Source organism: Rhodococcus ruitaii (genome assembly GCF_055230935.1).
This window is the reverse complement of sequence record NZ_JBUYWC010000004.1, coordinates 347,668-373,851: the sequence shown is the minus strand read 5'-3', so window position 1 is coordinate 373,851 and position 26,184 is coordinate 347,668. Positions and strand designations below refer to the sequence as shown.

Genomic DNA, 26,184 nt, shown 5'->3' with positions numbered 1-26,184 from the left:
GTGAATGAGGGCGTATCCGCGCCGAACATCAGATGACAACCGAACTCAACGATCCTCATCAGGACAGCGGTACCTCAGGCTCGGTGCGGCCCATTCCCGAATTCGACGGCGTCCACGACATCTGGCCTCGCGGCGACAGGCTCGAGGCCGTTCGCGACGCGGCCGCCCGCTATCGGGAGCGGTTCCTCAGCCAGGGGCAGGTCACCGCGATCAAGAGCATCGACATCGCCGCCGCGCCTTATCCCGCCCGATTCGCATTCCAGGGCTACTCACTGAACGTGAACCCGATGATCTCGATCATCAACCGGATGTTCGTGATCCAGTTCGAGGGGTTCGACGGCAAACTCAAGACGCTCGTCTGGGAGCCCACCGTCGCGGCAGGCTCGGCCGAGGCTCCCTTCTACCACAAGCTGCAGCAGTTCTCCCAGAAGCTCTACGCCGAGAAGGTCTTCGTCAAGTACTACAACGATCCCGATGCGGTCCTGCCGAGTCTCGGATTGACGAACGACGACGTCGACTACGTCAGCTTCGACCACCTGCACGTGCAGGACGTGCGGATGATCATGGGCAGCACCGAACCCATCGAGGGTGAACGTGAACCGCGAAAGCCACTGTTCCCCAATGCAAAACTGCTCGTGCATCGCCGCGAACTCGGCACCTTCGAATCCATGCACCCGATGCAGTGGGCCTGGTACGTCGACGGCGGGATGAACGGCGTGCCGCAGGATCGCCTCGAGGTCTTCGACGGGGACGTCGAACTCGGTGTCGGCGTCAGCCTGTTGTGGACCCCGGGGCACACCGACGGAAATCACTCGCTGGTGGTCAACACCCCGGACGGGGTGTGGGTCTCGTCGGAGAACGGCATGGCGGCCGACAGCTGGCAGCCCGAGCTGTCGAAGATCCCCGGAGTCAAGCAACAGGCCGCGTTCTACGGCCGTGAGGTCGTGCTCAACGGCAATACTCTCGAAGACTCCCTCGATCAGTACGACTCGATGGTCAAGGAAAAGACGATGGCCTCGAGGTCGCCGCGCGACCCGCGGTGGCTCCAGATCATCCCGTCGTCGGAATGCGCCGCGTGGAAGCGTCAGTGGCCCGTTGTACCGACCCACACCCACGGTGGACTCGATTACGGCACCATCGTCGGTCCGGATCGGGCCACGCCGTAGCCGGGTTCACGCTCGAGCAGGTTCGCCGATTCGATCCGATCCATGACCCGCACATTGTTCGCGACGCGTGCTCGCGCACCGGCTGGTGTGCGAGCACGCTCGACGATCGGGCGGAATCTCCGATGAAGGTTTGACACCTGTTGCTAAACGGTGCAATACACGGCCTCGGCGATGCGGATATAGGTCTGCGCGATGCCTCCCGCCTGCGTTACATCCAGATGCTGATCCGCTGCGCTCGCCTCGATACCGACGGCAGCGGTCACGAATGTCAGCGTCTCCTCGGGGGTACTGCCCAGCCCGGTTGCCGCACAGATGTAGTCAGCCGTCGAGAGTGCCATCGTGCCGTCGGCCGGCGGCACGATTCCCTCATTTCTCAATGCGTCCAGAAACAGCTGCGCTCGCGAAGCAGTGGCCGCAGGAGGATCACTCGGAAACGGCGCGCTGGTCTCCACCGGGCTGTGCGGTGACAGGCTATCCGGGATCGATTCTGCTACTGGAGGAGTCGACGAAGACGGTGTTGCGTTCGCTTCCGGAGGAGACACTTCTGGCGGCGGCGTGGCCGTCACCGTGTCGGTGGCCGACGACGTGATCGGGGCACGCGACGTGGCCGTGTCGGGCGATGCATCGGTTGCTGCCGGGTCACCGGAACACGCGACGAGCGCAGCACTCGCTACCGCAAGCAGGCCAACAGCTCCAGTGGGAGACAACGGAAAACGGTGGCATCGCTGATTCGACATACGCCTCCTCCGGTTCGGTACGGTCACCGTGCGTTGAGGGCTCCGAGGATTTGCGGTCGCGCCTGCCACAGCTCTGCCGACCAGTACGGCCACGAATGGGTTCCCGTTCCGTGGAACCTGAACTCCGCAGCCTGACCGAGAGTGGCGAGACGAACCTCGAATGCGCGGGTCGTGAGCATCGAGAGAAACTCCAGCCCCATACCCATCGCAGTGTTCCAGTATCCGATCGCATCCGACGGACGGTCGTACACCCCGGGAATCCCGTTTCCCGCTGAGACATAGAGCGACATGCCGGCCAGCTGCGGGGCGGACACGAACGGGTCGTTACGCAGCCATGCCGGATCCCAGGGGAATCCCCACATCGAGTCGGCGTTGTACCCCCCGGCATCGAGCATGGCAAGTCGGATGGCCTCCCGCATCCCGGGGGCGGTGGTATTGAGATACCCGGACAGTGAACCCGCGAAGCGGAACTGATCACGATGATATGCGGCCAGTGTCATCGCTGCCGTGCCACCCATCGAGATCCCCAGAATGCCGGTGTTCGTCCTGTCGACACCGAAACCGGCTAGATAATCGGGCAATTCGCGGGTCAGAAAGGTTTCCCACCGATAGGTGAACGGTTGCATGTTGAAATTGCTCGGAAAGTACCAATCGGTGTAGAAGCTCGACTCGCCCCCGACCGGCATCACCAGGGTGATGTTGTCGAGAGCAAACTGTTCCATCGCGTTGGTTTCGAAACTCCATGCGTTGCGGTCGTCACGGGCACGCAACCCGTCCAACAGATACAACGATGCGCTGCCACCACGTGCTGCCCACTGTACCTGCACCTTGATGTTGCCCATCGACGATGGCACCCAGAGCTCATCGTATCCCCGGTGGCTCACCGTCCGGGACGTTCCGACGTCGGCCGACGCCGCCGGAACGGCGAACAGGGAACTCACCATCAGCACGGCCATCACCAGAACGGCCGCGACCGGGTTCCGGTGCCCATTCTTTCGCTCTCGGGCGATCTGCATCGAGACTACTCCCTTGCCCACAACTCACCGCGCCGCGCCGGACAACATTCGCCGTCAGCGTCGGTGCGATTCAGAAAATCAAACGATCTCGGGTGTTATCGAAGCGCGAAGCCAGGTCGTTAGCGAAGGCATCATGTGGCCAATATCTCGACTCACGAATTATGAGAATTTCATGAGAGTTTCCAGGTCACAGCCGGTTTCATGAAATATTGTGCTAGATCGAGCCGAAGCATGCGCCCGGCGCCGAAAACCTGTCGATGCGAGGCCGGGAAGCGCGAGGAGCATCCCGATCGCAGACCAGTGCTCTCGTCGACATTTCTGCGACGGAGTCAGCTCAGGGGATGACCACCAGCTTTCCGGATGCGCTGCCCGCCTCCATGACGGCGAGCCGACGATCCGCCGGATCCTGGAGATGTTCTCCACCGCCTTGACCACTTCGTTCATCAGCCCCACAGCGTCGAGATTCACCGGGGCCGACCCGACACTTCGATGAACCCGGCCGCTCCTTCGACGAACTTCGTGGCCGGCCGCTGCCTGACAAAAGAGCCAGAACACGGCCAGCAGACCCGACGTGGGGAACAGCTCCCTCCCGATCATGAACCTCGGCTGTCGACGAGACCTGCACCAAACAACAAACGTCATCGCGACCAGGCCCGATCGTCGCCACTCCATGTGAGGTCCGCACCTCACATGCGACCGCAGCACTGCCGTTCATCCCACCGTCAGATCGAAGTCATCGAGCAGCGAAACGGCCATCGCCTCGCGTGCCCATCCATCGGCGTCGAGCGGTGCCGAGCGCACCACCGTCAGAGCCGGCACCGTTCGTCCGTCGATCAGCATGAGCGCGAGTTCGTTTCGTCCGTGCCGACACTCATATCGAAGCCCCTGCGCCGCGGGGGTGTTGGTCAGAATATCGGTCGCGGTTCGACGAGTCTGCCCGTAGTCCCGCCAGGTGCACGCCGTCAGGGAGGCATCCTGGCCGAGCCGGATCAGGTTCCGCTGCCCGTCCAGCACTGCGATGTCGAGGTCGTCGTCCAGCACGAGTTGCGTCAAGGACTTGCCGGCCATGAGCCGCTTTCGGATGATCAAGTCCGGTGGGATGTCCTGACCACGCAGGACGCCTTCGGCGACCACCGCACCCACGGACAATCCGAGATACAGGTAACCGCCCAGCGCGGAACCACCCGGGCACACGGCCGGGTCGTGAACCGGCTCGAAACGCCCCTGTGTCGGGATGACCGTCGTGCGGACGTCGAGGGTGCGTGCATCAACCCAGGGCGCGATGTTGCTGCGGTTGAAGGCGTTCGGAGGATATGCCGACGACGTCCAGTGCACCCGCCATACCGGTGTTCCCGCCGCGATGGTGTCGGTGTTCGCCGGATTGCCGTTGTAGGCCCCCACTCCCCTACATTCCCCGCTCGGCCATGCTGATCATGTTGTCGACGGCGACCTCGGTCAGATCGCCGTCCTCGAGTTCCTGCAACGGGGTGCGGCCGTCGAGGATGTCGGACGGGGTGCGCCACCAGGATGTGACCCCCCACGGGTCCTCGGCGGCCCCCAGCCTGCTGTTGGCGTACGCCACGACCGGCCACACCCGGTGGTGCACCGTGTCGAACTGGAACGCTGGGTAGTGATAGTCGGGGCGGCGCCCCAGCGGTAGGCCGAGCAACACGCCCTCGTCACGTAACTTTTTCACCAGGGTCCGCGATTCTCCCGCCCGCGGTGCCAGCACCCGGCTGGCCTCCCCTGCCTTGAGGGTGTCCACCTTGTCGAGCAACGACTGCCGCCGCTCGGCCGCCGCCGTCCGGTCCTCGGCTCGGGCCGCCGGTTCGGCGAACGCCTCATCGAGAAGCAGCTTCGCGATCAGCGCCCACTCCTGTCGCGGCGCATTCCGGGTCACGTACTCCACGAACCCGCCGGCCACGTCCACGCCACGGCTCTCGCCCGCGTGCGCGCCACTGAACCGGTGGCCCCGTCCCGCGACCACGCGCGATGCACCCCCGCTTTTCGAGGTCGGCGCCTTGATCACTTTCCGCCGTGTTCGATTCTCGGGCATCCCACACCTCCGATACGTCAAGTGCGTATATACAATCGTACTCCACGTACATTTCGGTGGACAGCCCCCTCTCGGTTCGAGGCCCGCCACACCCGGCGTCCCGCCGGCTCAACAGTGCGACGCGTCGGAACCGAGTTCAGCAACGCGTCCACATCGTCGCGATCGGTCAGCGAAGCGTCGAGTCACGGCCCGACGAAGGTATCCGGCAGGATCACCGGCGACCGGTCATGGATCCGGGCGGCCGCGTCGGTCGCCGGCCGCGTGAGCACAGTGCACGTCCACAACCACCGATCCGGATCATCTTCGGGCAGATCCAGATTCGGCACAACTCGTACAGGCCGGCCATCGACACCGGCCCGTCACCGTGCAGGAAGCACGGGATCTTGCCGTCCTCGCCCTTCATCCACTCGAAGTAACCATCAGCCGGCACCACGCAGCGTCGGCGCGCCGCGGCCACCGACGCGTCCGGTAATCCGGGACGGAAATAAGACCCTGAGCTGCACTGATGACACGTCCCCGCCGGGTTGCGCGGACTACCAAGGCAGAGTGCCCGAACGTGCAGGGGAAATCGCGGACTCATGTTACGTGGTCTGCAGCGCGGGCTACGACATGGAGCCACTCACGAATGAACCCCGATGCGGCCACCAATGATTCGGCCTTGTCATCCGCCAAGGCCAAATCAGTGAACGTGTGTGTACTGCCGATCGCGAGCACCCGCATCCCGGCCGACCGACCGGCAGCGACCCCCGCCGGAGCGTCCTCGACAACCAGCACATCAGCAGGCACGACACCAAGAAGCTCTGCCGCACGCAAATACCCTTCCAGACAGGGCTTTCCCGCGGTCACCTCCGTTCCATCGACGAGGACCACAGGTTCAGGAATCCTTGCTGCCCTGAACCGCGACAGTACTGTTGCCCGCCGTCCGCTCGTGACCACCCCCAACGCTCCTGCGGCAATGAAGCAAGCAGCGGGGCGGCGGCAGGAAATGCGGGGAACTGATCCCCGATGTTGTGCATCAGTTGCCTGAGCACCGCATATTCATGGACCGGGTCGAGATGCGGCGCGACTTCGGCGATCGTTTCGACAGGCCGTCGCCCATGAGTTGCTGACCAGACAGCTTCGAAGGGAACCGAGCGCATAGCGCACCAGCGATACCACACCTGCCGGTAGCCGCCATAGGAATCGATCAGGACGCCATCAACATCGAACAGTACGGCTCGCACTCGAGGATGGTAACCGTCGTCGACGGCACTATCACCGTCCTCATCACTGCGATACCTCCCCGACCCAGTGGCAAGATGGCGGGACAGCCTTGCGGCTGTCGATCCAGAAGCCGATGGAGTGAATCGGCGCCAGCCGGTGCTATCCGGGATCGGTGTCCTCGTTGAAGTCACCCAGATGCACAGCCACACTACTTCTGCCGTCGCCATCGAGAACGTCGGGCAGCAAATCCGCCATCCCCTTCGGCCGCACAGTCTCACCGGTGCCTGCCAGTTCGGTCACCGTCCACCAACGGTGACCGTACCGCGCTTCCATACTGTCTATCTGCATCCGGGCTACCTCAGCCGACGCCGCACGCATCCTCGCCGAGGAAGGTCACCCCAACCCGCGCCTGCACCATGACCATCGCGTCATCTCCCCGGGTCTGCGCGCGGCGCTGCTGCGCCTGTGGAAGCTGTGACCAGCGGCGGCGGCCATCACCTCCGGGCAGAGGACACATCGCAGCGACAGGCCCATAGCCCCCATAGGGGTTATAGGGATGGCGCTGACCGGGACTGACCCTGCCAGTGGAGTGCGACCGAAAACCGTGTGAACAGTGGTAATGACACGTCCCCCATAGGGATGATGACTGTGCCAGCCACTGCGCACATCACATTAACTCGTAATGTTCCATCCTACAACGAATTACGGCACTTGACGCAGTCCGCATCCGGGACCGGCGTGACCGGAATACCGGTCCCCTGCAATGCCTTCAGAAGCAACCGGCGCCCCCGACCATGATCAAGCGGAAGATCCAGCGGCAGCCCACGCCGATCGGTGACCACCTCGACAGCATCCGGGCAGTCCCACAGCGCCAACGCCCGACCGCCGTGGTACGCAGCCCGGTAGTGAATGCCCTCGACCTTCGCCGCGGCAGGCTGATCCTCATATATCGCGCGGGCCCACTGCTGAGTCAGCACGCGATTCTCGTTGCCGGACGCGAGCGCGGGCAACGCACCGATCGCCATCGCCGCACCCGGCCGGTCCAGGTTGTAGGTGTCGATCTCGCGCAGCGGACGCAACCGGGCAACGCGCCAGTTCGAGCACAGCGGCGCGACCCCAGCTTCGCCGAACACCTCACACGCGGACGTTGCGAGATCGACCGCCAGGTAGATCACCGACCGCCCATCCGCGTCGACCGCCGGCGCCGCGAAAGACGGGGTGTGGTGATCGAACCGGGCGAGCGGCCCGAACAGCCGGAACGTCGACCCGTTCGGGGTGAACTGATCGTGGTGGTAGATCCGGTACCACGGCGCTGCCGCGCCGTCGGCCGGCGTCCATGCCCACCGATGATCTGCAGCGGGCAACGGCCGCCCCGGTGCCTCGAGAGGCTTGGCCATCAGGCGGCTGCCAACGTTTCAACGATCGCGAACACGTGGTCACTGTCGCGGACCATCTCCTGCGCGGGCGTGCGACCGCCGAAGTTGTCGTTCGGCCGGCTCATCCACCGCGACAAGCTCACCACCCCACCAGGGAAGGCATCGACGAGCCGGCTCAGATCCGGCAGCATCGGCTCCGCATTGTCCGGGGTGAACTGCCACGCCGGGAACCGCCACTCACGCCCGTCCTTCAACCCGACGAGGCGATGCTGGGCAACCCACTCCGACACCGTCTGCGGAGAAATCCCCAGCACATCCGCCGCCTGCGCCCGAGAGAACGACACAGTCAACTGCTCGCGCCGCTGCTCGACCTGCAACTGCAGGTTGGCCTGTTCGAGCTCGGCGGCCTCCTCAGCAGACATAACCTGCCCCCAGCCGTCCTCGACACCGCCGACCTCGGTCGCGGCATCAGCTCTCGAGGTCGGAAAGCTGGCGGCCAGGTGCCGGATCGCACGCAACGCCGGAGCATCCTTGCCGAGCAACGTTTCGAACTCGGTGGCCAACTCGTCGAGGGTCTTCGACACCCGCGCCTGCGCCTCTGTCGACATCCCCTCTGGTCGTGTCGTCACGGAACTCACCTCCTGATCCCGCCACCAGGATACGCGGGATACGCAGGATACGCGGCACTGGCTCTCGCGGGGGTCATCACAGGAGTGTGACCTGCGCTCATGTCCCCATCGTTGTGCACTGCACACCGGATGCGGATCCGCACGACCGCCCAGTCCTACTTCCGATGCGCAGGTCACGGGCAGCGACGCCGGCTTCCCCGATGCGTCAGTCACGGCGGGCGACACCGGCCGCCTTGCGCTTGTCACGGTCATAGACCGTGTAGGTGAGCCACCTTCCCGGCGCGGCGGCGACCACGGCATTGATCGTCGCCGCAGTGAACTCCCGCAACGCAGGCGCCCGATCAGGCAACGGCTCGGCGCCGAACACCTCGTCGACCGCACGTGGTCCGGCTCGGCGGCCAGCTCGTTTTCGATGTAACAGCTGATCCGCCACCTCATACCTACGAGCGTTACGTGTACGCGAGGACTACGTGCACGCGGGGACGTAGCCGAGGGCAGCGGAGATGGACGTGGCGGTGCTCTTGACGAGGGGTCCGACGTCCGGGAGGACGCCTTCCATGCGCTCGGCTACACCGGCGACGCTGATCGCGGCGATGGGCTGGCCGGTGTGGTCGGAGATCGCGGCACCGCAGCAGCAGCTCGACGGGTCGAATTCTCGTGCGTCCTGGGACCATCCGCATCGGCGGGTTTGCTCGAGTTTCCGCGGAACGCATCGACGGTCGATTCGTCCACCGGTCTCACCCGATAACATGACCGGTGGTCCAATTCGCTCGTCGGCGTCCTCAACCCCGATGTGCTCCTGCAACACGTCCGGGTCAGACCGAACGGCTCGCCCACGCTGTGCACAGCCTCGTCGCGTCTGTCATCGGTACCCCCACCACCGACCGACGCTCATAGGTTTGCCCTATCGCTGGATGCGGCCGCAGGACTTTGTCGCCGTCGTCACACCCGTGATCGACTGGGATTCCCCGGACCGGTAGTCCGCGCGGACAGACGTCGATCAGGAGTGCCTCGTGAGCAAACTGCACCTTCCCAACCGCATCCGGCAGCTGGCGACCTCCCAGCCCTCGGCACCTGCCGTCACGGCAGAAGGCACGACCCTCACCTACGCGGAGTTCGACTCGTACACCAACAAAGTGGCCACGGCGCTGGCCGCACTGGCGCCGCCGTCTGGTCGGATCGGCGCGCTACTCCGAATGGGTCTGCCCGGCGCGGCAGCACTCGTCGGTTGCACGAAGGCCGGGCTCGTCTTCACCCCCATCAACTGGCGACTCACCCCTGACGAGATCGTATGGATCGCAACGGACGCACAGATCGGCGTGCTCATCGTCGAGGCGGACTTCGCCGACGCCGCTCGGGCTGTAGCGGCAGCACTACCGGAGGTGCGCATCATCGTCGTCGGTGATTCGCCTCCGGACGGCGCCACTACATGGGGTCAGCTCGTCGCCTCGGGCACCGACACCGATCCGGGCCTGGGGGACGACCCCGAGACCGCACTCCTCCAGCTCTACACCTCCGGCACCACCGGCAAGCCGAAAGGTGTTGTGGCTGTTCATCGCAACATCTACACCACCCCCGAAGTCCTCGAGCTCTACGAGTTCGGGAACGAGTCGGTGTCGCTGGATGCGCTGCCCCTGTTCCACATCGCCGGCAGCGGATGGCTCGGTACGTCCCTGTCGGCCGGGCTGCATGTGATCCTGCTCGGCGAGATGCGCCCCGCACAGGTGGCCGCGGCCATCGCCGAGTACGGAGTCACCCACGCCTTCCTCGTGCCCTCCGCGATCGGGATGCTCCTCGAACTCCCCGACCTCGACGAGTACGACCTGTCCAGTCTCGAAATCATCGCCTACGGAGCTTCCCCGATCACTCCGGCGCTGCTCGAGCAGACCATGGAGACCTTCCATTGCAGGCTCGTGCAGCGCTACGGAATGACCGAGACGATGGGGGCACTCACCGCTCTGCGTGCCGACGACCATGACCCGCGTGGGCCGCGGACCCATCTGCTGCGGTCTGCGGGGACACCACTTCCGGGTACCGAGGTGCAGATCCGCAACATCGTCACCGGAGAGGTACTGCCGCAAGGTGAGACAGGCGAAATCGTGTCGCGGTCGCGCAACAACGTCACGGGGTACTGGCAACGCGACGCAGAGACTGCCGCGTTGTACACCGACGACGGATTTCTGCGCACCGGCGACGCCGGGCACATCGACGAGAACGGCTACCTGTTCGTCACCGACCGCGTGAAAGACATGATCATCACCGGCGGGGAGAACGTGTACCCCGTCGAGGTCGAGGCCGCACTCGCCGAACACCCCGCCGTCGCGGAGGTCGCCGTGGTCGGTCTGCCCGACGAACGCTGGGGTGAGGCGGTCACCGCCGTCGTACGCCTCGTCGACGGCGTCGAAGCGCCGACGGAACGCGAACTCGTCGCGTTCACCACCGAGCGGCTCGCATCGTACAAGAAGCCGCAACGCATCCACATCGTCGCGGAACTGCCACGCAACGCGAGCGGCAAGATCCTGAAGCGCACCCTGCGGGACACCCTCGGGCATCGGGAGGACTCGACACCATGATCATCACCGAAGACATCGGCATCGTCCAGCGAGAAGCATGGGCAGCGAACCGACTACCTCCCGTCGAGGAGGTCCGGCCCGGGCTGTGGTCGATTCCCGTCCCGATGCCGCACGTCCCCCTGCGCTACGTGCTCTGCTACGCGCTCGCTCTGGACACCGGGCTGGCGCTGATCGATCCCGGCATGGACACCGAGGAGTCCTGGCAGGCGCTCGTCGACGGGATCTCGTCGACGAGCCACGACATCACCGATGTGCGGTACGCGGCCATCACCCATCTGCACCCCGACCACTTCGGTCTTGTCCCGCGGCTGCGGGAGACCACGGGCGCCGCGATCGCAATGCACGTCGCCGAGGCGACCGCGCTCGGGCATTTCACCCCGGCGGACGCCGCAGCCGACGTCGAGGCGTGGCGGGTGGATCTGACAGGCCTCGGCGCGCCGCCCGAGGTCGTCGAGGCACCCCGCTTCGACCTCGTCCGCTTCCCTCCCGGCACCTCCGCCGACGTCGTCCTCGAGGGCGGCGACCGCCTCGATCTGCCCGGATGGAACATCGAAGCGGTGTGGACCCCCGGGCACACACCGGGCCATCTCGCGTTCGTCGACCGCGACAACGACCTGCTGTTCAGCGGCGACCACATGCTCCCGCGCATCAGCCCCAACATCTCGTCGGGCCCGGGTGAACTCGACTCCCCGCTGCATCGCTATCTGTTGTCGCTTCATGCGACCACCGCGCTGCCGGACTGCGAGGTGCTCCCCGCACACGAGTACCGATTCCGAGGCGTCACCGACCGGGCACGAGAACTGATGGCACACCACGACGACCGCCTCGAAGAGATCCGCTGTGCCATCGACGTACACCCCGAGTCGACAGCGTGGGAGCTCACCACACGCATCACGTGGTCGCGGCCGATCCACGCAATGGACCCGAGGCTGCTCCGCCTCGCCGTCCGCGAGACGCAGGCCCACCTCATCGTTCTGGCCGACCGAAATGTCATTCTCTCTGATGGAGGGACTCCTTCCCGTTGGAGTCTCGCCACACCCGTCGCCGACCAGTAACGAAGGAAAAGCTGATATGAGTGTTGTTCTCACCGAGTTCGCCGACGGCATTGCCGTCTTCACTCTCAATCGCCCCGAGGCCAAGAACGCCGTCACGCTCGAGGTATCCGAGGCCCTCGCCGCCGCGATGGACGAATTCGAGGCACGCCCCGACCTGACCATCGGCATCCTCACCGGTGCCGGTGGAACTTTCTGCGCCGGCATGGATCTCAAGGCGTTCTCGCGCGGTGAGCGCCCGTCGATCCCTGGTCGCGGGTTCGGCGGCATCACCGAAGCTCCGCCCACGAAGCCGCTGATCGCCGCGGTCGAGGGCTGGGCACTCGCCGGCGGTTGCGAACTCGCACTGTCCGCCGACCTGATCGTCGCGTCGCGCGAAGCGAAGTTCGGAATTCCCGAGGTCAAGCGTGGCCTCGCTGCTGCAGCCGGCGGTCTGCTGCGGCTGCCGAAGATCCTCCCGTACCCGCTGGCAATGGAGATGGCCATCACCGGCGACCCCCTCACCGCCGAGGTCGCCTTCCAGCACGGTCTCGTCAACCGGGTCACCGAACCCGGCGAAGCATTGACCGTCGCGAAGGAACTCGCTGCACGCGTCGCTGCCAACGGACCGCTCGCGGTGAAGGCCACCAAGCAGGTCGTGGCGATGTCCGCGAAGTACACCGACCCCGACGCGTTCGTCGCGCAGCGCAAGTTCATCGACCCGGTGTTCGCGTCGAACGACGCTCAGGAGGGCGCCAAGGCATTCGCTGAGAAGCGGCCTCCCCTCTGGACCGGTGCGTAACCGACTCCGAACACAACGGTGTCCACCGTCGTTCACCTCAGCCGGTGGACACCGTCGTTCACCTCAGCCGGTGGACACCGTCGTTCATCAGCCGGTGATCGCGTGGGCGACCTCGTGGGCATCCCACAGACGCCGATACACCGCGCTCGACTCGAGTAGTTCGTCGTGCGTGCCCACTCCATCGACGCCACCGTTGTCGAGAACGACGATGCGGTCGGCGCCGCGAATGGTGTCGAGCCGATGCGCGACGACAAGCACCGTGCGTCCCGCAACGAGGTGCGACAACGCGAGCTGGATACGACGTTCGGTGGCCGGGTCGATCGAGGCGACTGCTTCGTCGAGCAAGAGGACATCGGGATCACGCAGGAGCGCGCGAGCAATCGAGAGCCGTTGCCGCTGCCCGCCGGACAGATCGTCGCCGGCTTCCGCCAGCACCGCGTCCAACCCGTCGGGTAGTACTCGGACGAAGTCGGCGGCCTGCGCGGATTCGAGAGCCGCCCACACTTGCTCGTCCGTCGCGCCGGGCGCCCCGATCGTGAGGTTGGACCGGATGGTGTCGGGGAACAGATAGACGTCTTGGTACACGGTCGTCACGGTGCGACGTAGATCGTCCTCGGTCACCTCACGCAGATCAGCTCCGCCGATGCGGATCGAACCCGAATCGACGTCCCAGAACCGCGCGACGAGGTCCGCGACCGTGGACTTGCCTGCGCCGGACGGCCCGACCAGAGCGGTGACCTTCCCGGATTCGGCCCGAAACGACACACCTGTCAGAGCTTCGTCGTGGTTGTAGGAGAATCGCACGTCGCGGAATTCGACGTCGGTGCCGGACATGAGCGCCGGATCGGTGGGTTCGGGAAGTTCGTCGATGTCCCACACACCACCGAGCTGCTCGGCGATGCGGTCCTGCTGGTGCCGGTACGTACTCAGCTCCAGGAGTTCCTGCAGCGGCCGGTACAGGTTAAGGGCGATCACCAGGAAGAGCAACAGCGTCGTCGCGGCAACGTCACCACCGAGGAACAAGGTACTCCCGAGCCACAGGAGGGCGACGAAGCCGAGTTCGAGCACCACTGTCGCCACCGCGGTCAGCGGGCTGGTTCGCACGGCCATTCCTACGCTCGAACGACGTAGTCGCTCGACTGCGGTGCGGTAACGGATGGCCTGGGGTGCGTCGGGGAACGCGCGAAGGACCGCAGCGCCGCGCACGAATTCGAGCAGTGCGGTGTTTGCCTCCCGGCGGGCATCGGTGACGTCGGTGCTGATTGCCGTCTGAGCCCGGTCTGCGACCACGAGTAGCCCGAGGAACACCGGGACCCCGATCAGTGCGGCCACGGCGAGTCTCCAGTCGAGAATGGCAAGCACGATCGTTGCGAGCACCGGTTGCACGACGGCGACCACAAGTTTGCCCGGCAGGTTGACGAAATCGACGAGGGCGAGATCGGAGACGACCAGGGTCGAGGTACGGCCCGCATCCATGCGGTCGAAGGCCCCGAGCGGCACGCGACGCAGCCGGTGCAGGACCGATCGCCGCAAGTCGGCGATTGCGCGCTGGGTCACCGGCCACCAGACCCGGGCGACATCCACACCGATGACCACGCGTGCGACGAACAGAACGAACAGTGCACCGCTGAGGGTGAGGACGTCGGAGGCCTCCACCGGTCCGTCGAGCGCGGTGAACAACGCGATGAACACCACGAGCATCGGGGCGGTCGTGAGCGCACCTTCGAGAAGCACCCGCCAGAGACCCTGACGGAAGAAGGTCGAGCGGTGCTGGCCGAGCATTGCGAACCATTGCGTCACCGGACCTTTCGACGCAAGATCCGCGACAGCGGGAGTGCGGTCCATACCGCTGGAGCCCGCCTCCTCTGCATCAGCAGCCGGCACGGCAGATCGGGACGAAGGTGTCGTCGCGTCGGTTGCATTGCCGGCCGGCTCCAGCCGCCATCCATCGACGGCGCGATAGTCCTCCCACAGCGACAGGTAGTCCTCGCTCGAAGCAAGCAGTTCCGTGTGCGTGCCGGCTGCCGCGATGCGCCCCGCGTCGAGCAGGAGGATGCGGTCGTATCCGGTGATCGACCCGAGGCGGTGCGCGACGGTGACGACTGTACGACCTTCGGCGAGGTCCGCCAGAGCACAGACGACGGCCTGTTCGTTCTCCGCATCGAGGAACGCGGTGGCCTCGTCGAGAAGGACCACCGGAGCGTCCTTCAGAAATGCGCGGGCGATCGAAATACGTTGCCGCTGACCACCGGAAAGCCGGCCTCCACCGGCGCCGAGACGCGTGTCCCAGCCGTCGTCGAGGTCGGGAAGAAACTCCGTGACGCGTGCGCGTCGGGCAGCCTCACGCACTTCGTCGTCGGTGGCACCCGGCCTGGCCAATCGGATGTTCTCGGTCACGGTGTCGTCGAAGACGTAGTCGTCCTGCTGGACGAATGCCACGAGTCCGGCCAATTCGATCGGGTCGATATCTCTCAGGTCGACACCACCGAGACGGACTGCCCCACCGGTCACGTCGGCGAAACGGGCCAGCAACCGCAGGAGCGTCGTCTTACCGGCACCGCTGCCACCCACAAGTGCGACCGAAGTTCCGGGGTCGATCGTGAGATCGATCCCGTCGAGAACCGTGTTGTCACCGTATGCGAAGCGGACGTCGACGAGTTCGATCCGGCTTCCGTCCGGGGAGCGCGGATCCGTGGCTCGTGGCAGATCCTCCTCCGCGAGAATCGCTCCGATGTTCTTCAGTCCTGCTTCCACCTGGTACTGCAGGACGGCCACACTGAGCGTCAGGCTCATCAAAGGCTGCGCGAATCCCACACCGACCAGCAGGAAGAACACGAGTTCGGCGACGTCGAGCGACCCGGTGTGCACGAAATAGAGCCCGAGCGGAAGCAGGAACAGCACGCTGACCGACGCGAACGCGGTCGCCGAGACCGCACCGACCCGGCCCCGGGACGTCTTGAGGTTCTCGATCGCCTCGCTGTCGGCCACCGCCCGCTCGACATCGACGAACGAACTCGCGGGACGGACGAACCCGCGGATCACCCGGATCCCTCGGACAAATGAGACAACCGATACATTCAGGGCGGTGCCGATCTCGGATTCACGGGGAGCGAGATCGGCGCTGCGTCCCACAGCCCAGGCAATACACGCGACGACACACACCACGATCGCGATCGCCGCGAGGCCCATTCGCCAGTCGATCCAGAACATCACGCCCAACGTGGCGAGGGGAACGGCGACGGAAGATGCAATGTCCGGGATCGCGTGCGACAAGCCGAGCTCGAGCTGCTCGACATCGTCCTGTACAACCTTCTTGAGTTCACCAGCACTTCGGGATCTAGCTCTTGCCAATGGCATCCGATCGATTCGGTCGGCGAGTTCGAGCCGCAGGTCGGCCAGCGCACGGTACGCGGTCACATGCGACAACCAATTCGCGATCGCCCGCAGAACAACTTTCGCGGCCACTCCCACTGCAGCCAGGACCACCAGGCTCGTGATGCGGTCGGTGCGCGGCGTCTCGGAGACGAAAAGATCAACTGCAACCAGGTAGACCACCACGAAGGGAACAAGGCCCGCGAGCGCACCCAGAATGGCGGCCACCGCGCTGACGATCAGCGAAACCCTTCGGCGTAAAAGAATTTCGGACACCGTAGGCCCGCGCCGTCCGGATTCGAGCGGCGGCTCGACTGTCGTACGACTGTTCATGATCAATAAGATAGCTTAGGCTCACCTCAAATGGGAATCCACGTCGATTCCCCGTAATTGCCACCGACGTTCGCATTGCGTTCTGACGCCCGGAGACCGATGTCCACCTCACCTCTTCCTGTCACCGACCCCGCCTCGGACCCGCCTTCGGCACCAATGTCCAGATCGCAGCGCCTGACGCTCGTCGCGCTGCTGTACTGCACACAGAACCTTTCGCTGGGCATGTTCACCTACGCATTCCTCACCATCGCGCAGGCAAACGGTGTCTCCCTAGCGACCATCGGCGCTGCGACCGGGCTCGCGACTCTCCTCGTTCTCAAATTTCTCTGGGCGCCACTCATCGACCGATACGGCTCGTCACGGTTGGGTCACTACCGCGGCTGGCTGCTCGCGACACAATCACTGCTCGCCGTCGGCACCGCATCGCTCGCCCTCCTCGACCCCGCGGAGAATTTCTCCCTCGCACTGGTCGTCTTCGCCGCGTTGTTCATCGTGGCCGGTACCCAGGACGTTGCCGCCGACGCCGCCACGACGCGACTGCTCACGCTGTCCGACCGCGGGCTCGGCAACGGCTTCCAATCCGCTGGCAGCTGCGTCGCCCAGATCGTCGGCGGCGGGCTCGTTCTTCTCGTGTACGGCGCTGCGGGCTGGGCCGCCGCAGCCCTTGTTCTCGCCGCGTGGAGTGCCCTTCCGTTGCCGTTCGTCCTGGCCTGGAACGAGAAGGCGACCACCGCAGCACAGCCACGACCCCGCGTCACCCGCAAGACGATCACACAGTTCTTCACACGCCCAGGGGTCACCCGGTGGGCATTGTTCCTGTTACCCGTGTACACAGCAGGCGGGACGATCTCCTACAACCTGGTACGCCCGATGCTCGTCGATGCCGGGTGGTCCGAATCCGAGATCGGCACCGTCGTCGTGATCGCCGGCAGCGCCTTCGGCATCGTGTCGGGTGTCGCCGCGGGAATGTTCATCCGTCGGCTCGGACGTCGACTGTCGCTGGTCGCGCTGGGCCTGACCCAGGTGGCGGCCTGCCTGGGCACGGTCGCGCTCGCGCTCGGATCCGACGGCCGCGCCGCAGTGATTCTCATCGTGGCATTGTCGAACATCGGCTTCGCCGCATCGGGCGCGATCGTCTACACGATCTCGATGGACCTGGCGCGGCACGAGTCCGCCGGAACCGACTTCACACTCTTCACGACCGTCTCGGGAATCGCGATGGCAGTTGCCGGCGGACTCGGTATCGCCGCCGCCGGTTCAGCAGGGTTCGTTCCCGTCACGGTCTTCGCCGCACTGCTCGCTGCCATCGGTGTCGTGGTGGTCGGCAGAGGAATCACCCCCGTGCTTGCGGCCGTGCCATCCGAGATCCCATGACCACTCACCTTCCAAGGATCAGTCACATGTTGCACAACGTCGGAAACACCACGTCACCATCACTCCGGACGGTCCGCAGCGCATCCTCCGCCAAGCACCGGCTGGTGATGCTGCCGCACGCGGGTGGCGGGGCATCGTACTACCGGCGACTCGCGAGCGGGATCGCTGCGGATGTGGACGTCATCGTTGTCCAGTACCCGGGCAGGGAAGACCGACTCGACGATTCACCGCCGGATTCTCTCATTGCACTTGCCAATTCGATCGCCCGTGAGATCTCGGACACCGAGGTGGACGCTCCGATCCTGTTCGGACACAGCATGGGCGCGCTGGTCGCCTTCGAAGTCGCGCGGCGGCTCGAGAGCGACGGGCGTCCGGCATCCGCACCACATCACGTCGTCCTGTCCGGCCGAGGTCCGCAACCACCGTCGTCCACCGTCCACCGGTCGTCGGATGACGAACTGGTTCGGACCATCGAGGACCTCGGCGCCACTCCCGCGGGACTGCTGGACGACGCGGAGATCCGTGCGATGCTCCTCGGACCGATCCGCGACGACTACCGATTGGTGGAAACCCACCGCCTCGAATCCGCTCCGTTGCTCGCCGCCGACATCACGACCTTCGCCGGCGCCGAGGATCCCACGGTCACCCCCGCCGCCGTCCGTGCGTGGCAGAAGATGACCCGGGGACGATACCGATCCGAGGTGTTACCGGGCGGACACTTCTTCCCCGCCGAGAACGCCGGTGCCTTCCACACGGCACTCGACCGCGCCATGAGCCCCAGCGGGGCAGATTCATGACGAACGATGCTGTGACATCCGCCAGGGCCGACCGGCAGGCACTGCTCGCCCGGTTGCTCTCCTCGTCCACACCTGTTCCCACGGCCCGAACCGACGGACCTCGACACATTCCGATCACCGGGCCGGTACCCGCATCCGGTGCGCAGGAGGCCCTGTGGTTCGTCGAGCAACTGGACGAGTCACCCCGCTACAACATGACGATGACGCTGCGGCTGGACGGTCCGCTGGACGTCGGCGCATTGCGCGCGTGCGTGCAGGCACTCGTCGAACGTCATCCGGCTCTACGCACGTCGTTCAGCGTCCTCGACGGACACCTCCACCAGGTGGTCCACGACCACGTCACGCTTCCGTGGACCTGCGCGGACGCCGACACCGAGGATCTCGGATTCGTAACGACACACGCACTCACACCGTTCGATCTCGAGGCAGGCCCCCTGGTCCGAGTCGGTCTGTGGCGGCTCCCCGACTCCACGCACGTGCTGTCCCTGGTGGTGCACCACGTGGTGGGCGACGGCAGATCGTTCGGCATCCTCCTGAACGAGATCGCGCAACACTACACCTATCTGACGGCACAGTCCGGCAGCGTTCCGGTGGCACCTGCACTGACATTCACCGATTTCAGTCGAGAGCTGAGCCAGCGATTGTCCTCCGGGCTGGAAGCGCGCCAACGCCGATGGTGGCAGGATCACCTGACCCCGATCCACTCCGGCGCAACCCCACTTCCCGACACCGGAAATATCGATCCCCAGAAGGTCGGGGGATCGCATGCCGTGACGTGGGACCTGCCTTCAGGCACCGCGGATCTCGTCGAAGAATTCGCGCGTTCCGCGCACACCACCCCGTTCACCGTGGTCATGGCGGCACTACAGGCGTTGCTGTGCCGCTACGGCAGTCCCGACAGCGTCACCGTCGGCACCGCAGTGGACGGGCGCGGTGGGTCCGCCTACGAACACGTGGTCGGGTACTTCGTCAACACCGTGCTCGTACGCCCCGACATCACCCCGGACAGCTCGTTCATCGACCACGTCGCAGCCACGACCCGCGCCCACACCGACGCACTCCGCCACTCCGATCTGCCTTTCGAGTCGGTCGTCGCAGCGGTGGCACCGGCCCGCGACGGAGTTCGCACGCCCCTGTGCAACGTGTACCTCGTACGCCAGAAGACGCCTCACTCGGTGCGATTCGGCGACGTGACGGCGCATCCCGTCGAGCTGGGGACATCTCCCGCCCAATTCGACCTCGTCGTCCACTGGGTAGGCGGCGTGGATCAGGGCGCCGTGACCCTGGTCGCGGACGGATCGATTCTCGACCGTTCCGCCGCGGTCGATATCGCGCGACACCTGTCGAACCTCCTCACGAATGCCGTGCGCAATCCCGGAACCCCACTGTCCGAACTCGTCATCATCGACGACGTCGACCTCGACCGCATCCGGGACCTCACCGACCCCGTGTCGCGACCGCCTGCGATCGCCGACGAACATGTCTGCGTCACCGCGGATTTCCGACTCGTCGTCGCCGAACCGACGGGCATGGTGTGTCCCGTCGGTGTGGCCGGAGAGCTCTTCCGCGTTCCCGTTCGTTCCGTGCTCGGCCACCGTCTCGGCGACGACGCACAACGACTCGGCGGCCACGGACGGCTGCTCGCAGACGGCACGGTCCGCCCCGAGACACGGCCCGGCACCGCTGACGTCGACGGTGCAAGCGTGGACCTTCGTGAGATCCGTGTTGCCCTCGCACCGGTCGCCGAGAGGGTCGAGTTGTGGCCGGTTGTCTCGGATTCGGGTACACCGTCCCTGATTGTCGCCGCGACTCCGTCTGCAGGGCACGATCGCGGCTCCCTGACCGCTGCTCTCCTGCCCGTACTCGAGCCGCTGGGCGACAGCGCCCGAGGCGTGGTGATCGCAGCGCCGGCGCTCGGCACGCAACCCCCGATCGTCGACGACGAGACCCTCGCACGCTGGCGGACAACGCTGGCACAGTACGGGGACGGACTCGACGTGCGAGTCCGCTCCGGCCCGGATCTGTCCGACGACGGCACTACTGCGGCACACGCGGACGTCGGCGGTGCGCTGCTCCACAGCGACGTAGCCCTGGAACCCTGGGTCGCGCTCCCCGATATCGTGTGCGGCCGAGCCCGCATCGATCCCAGCGCCCCCGCCCTCCGAGACGGGGACACCACGTGGACCTACCGCGATCTGGTCGGCCGAACCGCGTCGATCCGAACTGCCCTCCAGAACAACGGGATCGAATCGGGGTCGCACGTTGCGGTTCTGCTCCCCCACACCGCCGAGGTGATCGCGACGTTGCTCGCCATCGTCTCGCTCGGCGGGGTGTACACGTGCCTCGATGCTGCTCATCCACCGACCCGACGCGCCCATGTGCTCGGCGGGTTCCGACCCGCGATGATCGTGTCGAGCAGGGCAATGGCACCGTCGCTCGCGGACCGGCCGGAACCGGTGCTGACTCTCGACGAGATCCCGCACACGGCCGTCTCCGACGTCGACGAGATTCCGCCGGCATCGGTCTTCCCGGACTCTCCCGCATACGTGCTCTTCACGTCCGGATCGACAGGACATCCCAAGGGCGTGATCGTCACGCATCGAAGCCTGTCGACCTTGCTATCCGCACTGGCCACGGTCGTTCCCCTCGGCCCGGACGACGCGATGACCTGGATCACGACCCCGAGTTTCGACATGTCGGTGCCGGAGTTGTTCCTACCGTTGACCACCGGCGCATGTGTCGTCGTCGCACCACCGGAAATCTCCCGGTCCCCCGACGAATTCGTGGACCTCCTCGTTCGCGATCGCGTCACCGCAGTGCAGGCGACACCGACACTGTGGCGCGCACTGCTCGATACCGGCCGCGTTCCACCACACGTGCGCCGCCTGGTCGGGGCCGAACCGGTACCGCTGTCCGTCGCTCGGGATCTCGCGGGGGGTGAAGCGACAGCCTTCAACCTGTACGGTCCCACCGAGACAACGGTGTGGTCCACCTGCGCGCCACTCGACGCCGACGCAGACCTCGTTCCGATCGGCACCCCGCTCCCCGGTACGGGATCGATCATCCTCGACGACGCATGTCAACCTGTCGCAGAGGGGCGCGACGGCGAACTGTATCTGTTCGGTGCGGGACTCGCGTCCGGATATCTCGATCGTCCCGCCGAGACCGCGGCACGGTTCATCGCGTGTCCGTGGGTCCCGAACGAGCGGATGTACCGGACAGGGGACCGCGCCCGATTGACCCCCGATGGCCGATTGGTGTGCCTCGGCCGAGTCGACAACCAGATCAAGATCCGCGGATACCGGCTCGAACCGGGCGAGATCGAGCAGATCCTCGAACAGCACCCTGCGGTGGCACGTGCCGTCGTGACCGCCGCATCGGGCCTCGGCAGCACCACATCGCTGACCGCCTTCGTCGTGCCGACCGCAGACGCAGCCGCCCGCGCCGAGCAGCATCTGTCCGCACTGACGGGCCTCGGCGACGGAGATGAGACCGCCGGAGCATCCGATTCGCTTTCGCTGCAGCTTATCTCGTCACGCACCAGCGCCGTCGACCAACTCCGCTCGGTTCGCATCGACAACGGGATGTTCGATCACCTGCGCAGCGCTCGCGACGTCGATCTCGTACGGGGCGACCGCGTCGTCGGACTGATGCCCGACATCACGACCCTGACAGCGTTCATCGATGCCGCTGCCCGCTGCCTGGTTGCGGGTGGCCGGATCGCGCTGAGCGGAGTCCTCGACCCCCGCGGAGCCGCGGACACCGCCGCTGCGCGGTCTCTCCTGCGAGCCGACGCGGACGCAGCGACCGCAGACGTGCTCTCTGCGGCACCCGCATCGGGGTATCCGGCACAGGAACTCACGGTGGCACCGTCACTGTGGGATCGATTGGTGGACAAGAATCCCACGCTGTCCCACGCGGAGATCACGCTCGATCCGACCGATCGGCCCGGGACTGCTGGACGGTACGACGTCGTGCTGCACACCCTCGATGACGAGTACGTACCCATCACACACGAGGTGACCTGGTCGGCCCGACTCGAGCTCCCCGGCGCATTGGAGACCGCGATAGCGCAGGCCGGCCCGGTCGCGCTGCGATCCGTCCCCGATGCGCTGGCACACCGGATCCGTGCCGCCGTGGATTCCGATCGCAACGGCGCATCTGTCGCGGATGCGGTGCGGGAGATCACCGTGGTCGCAGACGCCCCCACCCGAGCGCAGCTGAGCGATCGGATCGTGTCGACGGGTCGGGTCGCGCGGTTCTTTCCCGGAGTCGCGCCCGGCACGCTCGACATCGTCGCCCACGACGCCGCCGTCGACGTCCGCCGACCCGGACCCCTTCCACCCGAACCGCATGTACCCGAGTGGCGTTCGGACGACCCCGGTCGGGCCCACTATGCCGGGCTGGTCGTACCGGAGTTGCGCGGTCACATCACTGCCACACTGCCCGGGTACATGGTGCCGTCGGCGTTCGTCCTGACCGATACTCTGCCGATCACCCCCAACGGCAAGATCGACCGCGCCGCACTCACCGCCCACAAGCCCTCCGTCGCATCCGCAGGAACATCCACCGCGGCGGGTCACGACCGAATACCCGGATCTCGGCCGATGGCCCGGATGTTCGAGGACGTTGCCGATGCTGTCCCCACCCGGACGGCACTCGAGGACGACACGGGCGCACGCAGCTACATCCGCCTCGACGCCGAAGCGAACGCCCTCGCCCGTATGTTGCTCGTACGCGGCGCGCGGGCAGGAAGGATCGTGGCGGTCTCGCTGCCGCGGAGCGCCGATCTCGTCGTCACTCTCCTCGCCGTAGCGAAGACCGGTGCCGCCCACCTCGTGGTCGATCCGGCGCTGCCGGTCGATCGTCGCTCCGAGCTCCTCGATCGGGCGCGCCCCGCTCTACTGGTCACCTCACACCGGAACGAGGAACTGCTCTACGACGGCCCCCTGCTCGTCCTGGACGACGCGGCAGTGGCCGGCGAACGCGCGGCAACCTCGACCGAACGTGTCGGTGACGACGAGCGCGGATGCGCTCTGACCGCCGACCTACCCGCCTATTCGGTGTTCACCTCCGGCTCCACGGGTAGGCCCAAGCAGGTGCTGCTCGCACACCACGGCGTAATCCTGGTCCGGGAAACCCTGGCCGATCGTTTCGGTGACGATCCTTCCGATATCCGGGTTCTGCAGTTCGCGGCGGTCGGCTTCGATGCGCTGATCTTCGAACTGGCCATGTCCATCCTGAGCGGCGGCACCCTCGTCGTCACGAATCCGAACGCACTGCGGCCCGGTCCCGAACTCGCCGCGACACTCGCCGACAAGAGGATCAGCCACATCACGCTGCCTCCCTCGGCTCTGGCCGTGATGCCCGAGGACGGTGTCCCGCCCGCGACCACCGTGGTCCTGGCAGGTGAGGCCCTTCCGCCCGCGGTCGCAGCACGCTGGGGCGCTGTGCGCCGGATCTTCAATGCGTACGGGCCGTCCGAGGCCACGGTGATGACCACGATGAGCCGACCGCTCGACGGACGCGGGAACCCGTCCATCGGCGCGCCGACCGTGGGACTCGGCGTCGATGTTCTCGACGAACGCTTGCAGTCGGTGCCCGACAACACCGACGGCGAACTCTACGTCGCCGGCCCATCGGTTGCCCTGGGCTATCACGGGGCGCCGGCGACGACCGCGGAACGTTTCATCGCATGCCCGTTCGGGCCTCCCGGTTCGCGGATGTACCGCACCGGGGACCTGGTGCGGCGCAGCAACGACGAGTTCGTGTTCCTGGGCCGCTCCGACACCCAGATACAGATTCGCGGTACGCGAGTCGAGCCGGCCGAAGTCGAGGACGCGCTCACCGCCGACCCCGAAGTCGCCACGGCCGCGGTCGTGGCGGTAGCCGATCGTTCCGGCCGACCGGAACTCGTTGCGTTCGCAGTGACGTCGACCGACCCCGCCGAGCTCAGGAGCCGGCTCGCCCGGAAGCTGCCGACCGCGATGGTCCCGGATCGCGTCTACGCTGTGAGCTCGCTGCCGCTCAACGTCAACGGCAAGATCGACCGCGCGGAGCTGCGGTCGCAGGCCACCGCATCAGCCTCGTCCCCGGGCTCCTTCGCCGGCCCTGCCGCCGTGTGCGTGATCGTCGACGACCCCGCCGACGCACCCCGGATCGCACGTGCACTCACGCACGTCGCGATGACCGACCGGTTCGGTACAGCAGTGCCCACAGAGGTGTGGACCCGTCGAGACCGCTCGTCCGCACCCGAACGTGTCGTGATCGACGGGGGAGGCGTCGAACACGACGTGCGCACGGTGTGGGAAGACGTGCTCGGGTGTGCGATTGCTTCACAGGAAGCAGACTTCTTCGAGCTCGGTGGTCATTCGCTGCGCGCCGCGGAGGTGGCGTTCCGGCTGCGCGATCGCGGGCACCGGGTCAATGTGCAGGACGTGTTCGAGCATCCGACGATCGGACGTCTGGCCCTGGCGATACGGGGCACAGCGCCGGTGGTGGACGCCGCCGACATCGAGGCGGATGCGGTACTCGGCACCGACGTCGTCCCGGTGCCCGGCGGTCACCGGCGCACCACACGCTCCTCGGATCTGCACGACGTATTCCTCACCGGAGCCACAGGTTTCGCGGGCGCACATATCCTGCGTGAACTCCTCGACAGCACCATCGCGAACGTCCATGTATTGGTCCGTGCCCGTGACGACTCGGCAGCGGAACGACGGATGCACGCGACGCTCGCCGAACGGGGTCTCCTCCGTGAAACCGACACCGCCCGCATCCACGCCTACGCCGGAGACCTGGGTCTCGAGCGGTTCGGTTGGGACGAGCAACGCTTCGGTGGCGTAGCGGAACGGATCGATGCCGTCGTGCATTGTGGCGCCGACGTGAATCTCCTCGCCTCGTACCGGCAGATGCGTGCGACGAACGTCGTCGGGACCACAGAGGTCTTACGCCTGGCCGCGGTCGCGGGAGGGGCTGCGGTGCATCATATATCGACAACATCGGTCGTTCTGGGTATGGCCGCAGATGCCGATGTACTCACTGAGGATGCGCCGATCCCGGCCGACGCGGTACTGCCCACCGGCTACGTGACAAGCAAATGGGTCGCGGAACGTCTCGCGCTGTCGGCTCGCGAACGTGGGATTCCTGTGAACATGTACCGCCTGTCCCGGGTCTGGGGCCCGACGACAACGGGCGAGTGCAATCCGAACGACGCGCTGGTGACATTCCTCCGTGCCTCGGTGGAAGTCGGTGCAATGGCCGATGCGCTCGACGATGCGGACGGCGCTAACGACACCGATCTCGTGCCCGCAGACTACGTTGCCCAGGTCGTGGTCGCCCTCCTACCGCGTGTGACCGGCACCGGACGTACCTACCATGTCGTCCATCCGAATCCTGTACCGCTGAAGGTGTTCGGTGATCGACTACGCGAGCGCGGTTACCCGCTGGATGAATCGACCGTCGACGAGTGGTCCGACCGAGTCACCCTGCATGCGGCCCGAGACGGCGCGGGCGGTGCCGTGCGCTCGTCCTCCGCGATGCGCAGCGCGTCGGCCGACCTTCCCACACTCGACGGATACACCGTCGACCGCCGCAATCTCGATGCCGACCTGGCGGGGTCGGGTATCGAATGCCCCGAGATCGACGCGACACTCCTCGACCGCTACTTCGACCAATTGATCGACACCGGCGTTCTGCCGCCGCGAGATCGGAGATGAC

General features: G+C 65.9%; 19 protein-coding genes and 2 pseudogenes. 8 read left to right on the top strand and 13 right to left on the bottom strand.

Translation table 11 applies throughout. From position 1 onward, the window contains the following. Positions 1-32 precede the first annotated feature (32 nt). Positions 33-1,166, top strand: a complete 1,134-nt coding sequence (locus tag ACZI8W_RS07520; RefSeq protein ID WP_463367855.1) for an MBL fold metallo-hydrolase — start codon at positions 33-35, stop codon at positions 1,164-1,166. 143 nt (positions 1,167-1,309) lie between these two features. On the opposite strand, the gene ACZI8W_RS07515 is transcribed toward ACZI8W_RS07520, so the two are convergent. From ACZI8W_RS07515 to ACZI8W_RS07480, 8 genes and pseudogenes are all read right to left on the bottom strand, one after another. Further along, the gene (locus tag ACZI8W_RS07515) at positions 1,310-1,903 is read right to left on the bottom strand and encodes a DUF732 domain-containing protein (RefSeq protein WP_463367854.1); all 594 of its coding nucleotides are present in this window, start codon (positions 1,901-1,903) and stop codon (positions 1,310-1,312) included. Between the two features lie 23 nt (positions 1,904-1,926). Further along, entirely contained in the window at positions 1,927-2,919 is a 993-nt protein-coding gene (locus ACZI8W_RS07510) for an alpha/beta hydrolase (protein WP_463367853.1), read from the bottom strand. A 711-nt stretch (positions 2,920-3,630) separates the two neighbouring features. Continuing rightward, entirely contained in the window at positions 3,631-4,320 is a 690-nt protein-coding gene (locus ACZI8W_RS07505) for a hypothetical protein (protein WP_463367852.1), read from the bottom strand. A 4-nt stretch (positions 4,321-4,324) separates the two neighbouring features. Next, complete coding sequence (locus ACZI8W_RS07500) at positions 4,325-4,975, bottom strand: hypothetical protein (protein WP_463367851.1); 651 nt, start codon at positions 4,973-4,975, stop codon at positions 4,325-4,327. Between the two features lie 17 nt (positions 4,976-4,992). Then, a pseudogene (locus ACZI8W_RS07495) lies at positions 4,993-5,444 on the bottom strand (SOS response-associated peptidase family protein); the annotation flags it as partial. Between the two features lie 107 nt (positions 5,445-5,551). Next, on the bottom strand, positions 5,552-5,911 hold the full coding sequence (locus ACZI8W_RS07490) for an HAD-IA family hydrolase (protein ID WP_463367850.1): 360 nt from the start codon (positions 5,909-5,911) through the stop codon (positions 5,552-5,554). After that, entirely contained in the window at positions 5,818-6,198 is a 381-nt protein-coding gene (locus ACZI8W_RS07485) for an HAD family hydrolase (RefSeq protein WP_463367948.1), read from the bottom strand. The genes ACZI8W_RS07490 and ACZI8W_RS07485 overlap by 94 nt, the downstream gene beginning before the upstream one ends. 139 nt (positions 6,199-6,337) lie before the next feature. Next, positions 6,338-6,526 (bottom strand): hypothetical protein, encoded by a 189-nt coding sequence (locus ACZI8W_RS07480; RefSeq protein ID WP_463367849.1) that lies wholly within the window; start codon positions 6,524-6,526, stop codon positions 6,338-6,340. 13 nt (positions 6,527-6,539) lie between these two features. Here ACZI8W_RS07480 and ACZI8W_RS07475 point away from each other — a divergent pair. Beyond that, positions 6,540-6,656 (top strand): annotated as a pseudogene (locus tag ACZI8W_RS07475) (phosphatidylserine/phosphatidylglycerophosphate/cardiolipin synthase family protein); the annotation flags it as partial. Positions 6,657-6,870: 214 nt separating this feature from the next. Here ACZI8W_RS07475 and ACZI8W_RS07470 read toward each other — a convergent pair. From ACZI8W_RS07470 to ACZI8W_RS07455, 4 genes are all read right to left on the bottom strand, one after another. After that, the gene (locus ACZI8W_RS07470; protein ID WP_463367848.1) at positions 6,871-7,575 is read right to left on the bottom strand and encodes an RES family NAD+ phosphorylase; all 705 of its coding nucleotides are present in this window, start codon (positions 7,573-7,575) and stop codon (positions 6,871-6,873) included. Further along, positions 7,575-8,183, bottom strand: coding sequence for a helix-turn-helix domain-containing protein (locus ACZI8W_RS07465; RefSeq protein ID WP_463367847.1), 609 nt, complete (start codon positions 8,181-8,183; stop codon positions 7,575-7,577). The genes ACZI8W_RS07470 and ACZI8W_RS07465 overlap by 1 nt, the downstream gene beginning before the upstream one ends. A 205-nt stretch (positions 8,184-8,388) precedes the next feature. Next, entirely contained in the window at positions 8,389-8,616 is a 228-nt protein-coding gene (locus ACZI8W_RS07460) for a hypothetical protein (protein ID WP_463367846.1), read from the bottom strand. A 33-nt stretch (positions 8,617-8,649) separates the two neighbouring features. Next, complete coding sequence (locus tag ACZI8W_RS07455; protein WP_463367845.1) at positions 8,650-8,934, bottom strand: IclR family transcriptional regulator domain-containing protein; 285 nt, start codon at positions 8,932-8,934, stop codon at positions 8,650-8,652. A gap of 262 nt (positions 8,935-9,196) precedes the next feature. On the opposite strand from ACZI8W_RS07455, the gene ACZI8W_RS07450 reads away from it, so the two are divergent. The 3 genes from ACZI8W_RS07450 to ACZI8W_RS07440 are packed head-to-tail and all read left to right on the top strand — an operon-like array spanning position 9,197 to position 12,589. Beyond that, positions 9,197-10,756, top strand: coding sequence for a long-chain-fatty-acid--CoA ligase (locus tag ACZI8W_RS07450; RefSeq protein WP_463367844.1), 1,560 nt, complete (start codon positions 9,197-9,199; stop codon positions 10,754-10,756). Further along, positions 10,753-11,811, top strand: a complete 1,059-nt coding sequence (locus tag ACZI8W_RS07445; protein ID WP_463367843.1) for an MBL fold metallo-hydrolase — start codon at positions 10,753-10,755, stop codon at positions 11,809-11,811. The genes ACZI8W_RS07450 and ACZI8W_RS07445 overlap by 4 nt, the downstream gene beginning before the upstream one ends. Before the next feature lie 16 nt (positions 11,812-11,827). Then, positions 11,828-12,589, top strand: coding sequence for a crotonase/enoyl-CoA hydratase family protein (locus ACZI8W_RS07440; protein WP_463367842.1), 762 nt, complete (start codon positions 11,828-11,830; stop codon positions 12,587-12,589). Between the two features lie 87 nt (positions 12,590-12,676). On the opposite strand, the gene ACZI8W_RS07435 is transcribed toward ACZI8W_RS07440, so the two are convergent. After that, the gene (locus ACZI8W_RS07435; RefSeq protein WP_463367841.1) at positions 12,677-16,189 is read right to left on the bottom strand and encodes an ABC transporter ATP-binding protein; all 3,513 of its coding nucleotides are present in this window, start codon (positions 16,187-16,189) and stop codon (positions 12,677-12,679) included. 261 nt (positions 16,190-16,450) lie between these two features. Here ACZI8W_RS07435 and ACZI8W_RS07430 point away from each other — a divergent pair, with 261 nt between their 5' ends. The 3 genes from ACZI8W_RS07430 to ACZI8W_RS07420 are packed head-to-tail and all read left to right on the top strand — an operon-like array spanning position 16,451 to position 26,183. Then, positions 16,451-17,668, top strand: coding sequence for an MFS transporter (locus ACZI8W_RS07430; RefSeq protein WP_463367840.1), 1,218 nt, complete (start codon positions 16,451-16,453; stop codon positions 17,666-17,668). A 26-nt stretch (positions 17,669-17,694) separates the two neighbouring features. After that, entirely contained in the window at positions 17,695-18,465 is a 771-nt protein-coding gene (locus ACZI8W_RS07425) for a thioesterase II family protein (protein WP_463367839.1), read from the top strand. After that, positions 18,462-26,183: an amino acid adenylation domain-containing protein gene (locus tag ACZI8W_RS07420; RefSeq protein ID WP_463367838.1), complete on the top strand. Its 7,722-nt coding sequence runs from the start codon at positions 18,462-18,464 to the stop codon at positions 26,181-26,183. The genes ACZI8W_RS07425 and ACZI8W_RS07420 overlap by 4 nt, the downstream gene beginning before the upstream one ends. Position 26,184 lies beyond the last annotated feature (1 nt).

Excerpts from the sequence above, each read along its gene's own strand:
- ACZI8W_RS07440 (WP_463367842.1), top strand. The coding sequence starts at position 11,828 with ATGAGTGTTGTTCTCACCGAGTTCGCCGACGGCATTGCCGTCTTCACT.
- ACZI8W_RS07515 (WP_463367854.1), bottom strand. The coding sequence starts at position 1,903 with ATGTCGAATCAGCGATGCCACCGTTTTCCGTTGTCTCCCACTGGAGCT.
- ACZI8W_RS07470 (WP_463367848.1), bottom strand. The coding sequence starts at position 7,575 with ATGGCCAAGCCTCTCGAGGCACCGGGGCGGCCGTTGCCCGCTGCAGAT.
- ACZI8W_RS07520 (WP_463367855.1), top strand. The coding sequence starts at position 33 with ATGACAACCGAACTCAACGATCCTCATCAGGACAGCGGTACCTCAGGC.
- ACZI8W_RS07425 (WP_463367839.1), top strand. The coding sequence starts at position 17,695 with ATGTTGCACAACGTCGGAAACACCACGTCACCATCACTCCGGACGGTC.
- ACZI8W_RS07445 (WP_463367843.1), top strand. The coding sequence starts at position 10,753 with ATGATCATCACCGAAGACATCGGCATCGTCCAGCGAGAAGCATGGGCA.
- ACZI8W_RS07500 (WP_463367851.1), bottom strand. The coding sequence starts at position 4,975 with ATGCCCGAGAATCGAACACGGCGGAAAGTGATCAAGGCGCCGACCTCG.
- ACZI8W_RS07430 (WP_463367840.1), top strand. The coding sequence starts at position 16,451 with ATGTCCAGATCGCAGCGCCTGACGCTCGTCGCGCTGCTGTACTGCACA.
- ACZI8W_RS07420 (WP_463367838.1), top strand. The coding sequence starts at position 18,462 with ATGACGAACGATGCTGTGACATCCGCCAGGGCCGACCGGCAGGCACTG.
- ACZI8W_RS07510 (WP_463367853.1), bottom strand. The coding sequence starts at position 2,919 with ATGCAGATCGCCCGAGAGCGAAAGAATGGGCACCGGAACCCGGTCGCG.
- ACZI8W_RS07480 (WP_463367849.1), bottom strand. The coding sequence starts at position 6,526 with ATGCAGATAGACAGTATGGAAGCGCGGTACGGTCACCGTTGGTGGACG.
- ACZI8W_RS07455 (WP_463367845.1), bottom strand. The coding sequence starts at position 8,934 with ATGTTATCGGGTGAGACCGGTGGACGAATCGACCGTCGATGCGTTCCG.